General features: G+C 52.1%; 1 pseudogene. It reads right to left on the bottom strand.

Features of this window, described 5'->3' with window-relative positions:
- A pseudogene (locus N1032_RS27230) lies at positions 1–553 on the bottom strand (hypothetical protein); the annotation flags it as partial.

The raw sequence follows: 553 nt of genomic DNA on the forward strand, positions 1-553 counted from the left end.
CTGAGCAGGAATTGCTACATTTTGCGGCTCTTTATAGTGCCCAGCAGCAGGAACAGCTTTGCTTTCCGGTGCAGCCTGAGGAGCAATTACAGTAGGAACTGCAACGTTCTGCGGCTCTTTGTAATGCTGAGCGGTAGGCGTTGCTTTGCTTTCAGGAGCCAGTACCGGAGTGATTACCGGAGCAACAGGAGTTTGTGTCAGTTTAGACGGAACTGCCGCAGGAGTTGCTACAGGCGCTTTGTATGCCGGAGCAGACGGAGCGATGTAAGCCGGAGCCGATTCAACGTGTTCTTTTTCAACTACGTTCGGGCTGAATACCTGAGCAGTTGCCAGAGAACCATCTTCACCGCTAACAGCTTTGATTGCCGGATGCGGAATGTTCACGTTAACTTCTGAACCAACCAGATGGGACGGAATAGCAGGAGCCGCCGGAGTCTGAGACTGAACAGAAGGAACAGCAGGAGTTTTCGGAGCAATCGGAGTTGCCTGAGCAATCAGATGCGACGGAGCAACCGGAACGTTAATTACCGGAGCATTTGGTGCTTTGCTGTTC

Origin of the sequence: Herbiconiux daphne (assembly GCF_024979295.1) — a bacterium.
In the GTDB taxonomy this organism is placed as follows: domain Bacteria; phylum Actinomycetota; class Actinomycetes; order Actinomycetales; family Microbacteriaceae; genus Herbiconiux; species Herbiconiux daphnes.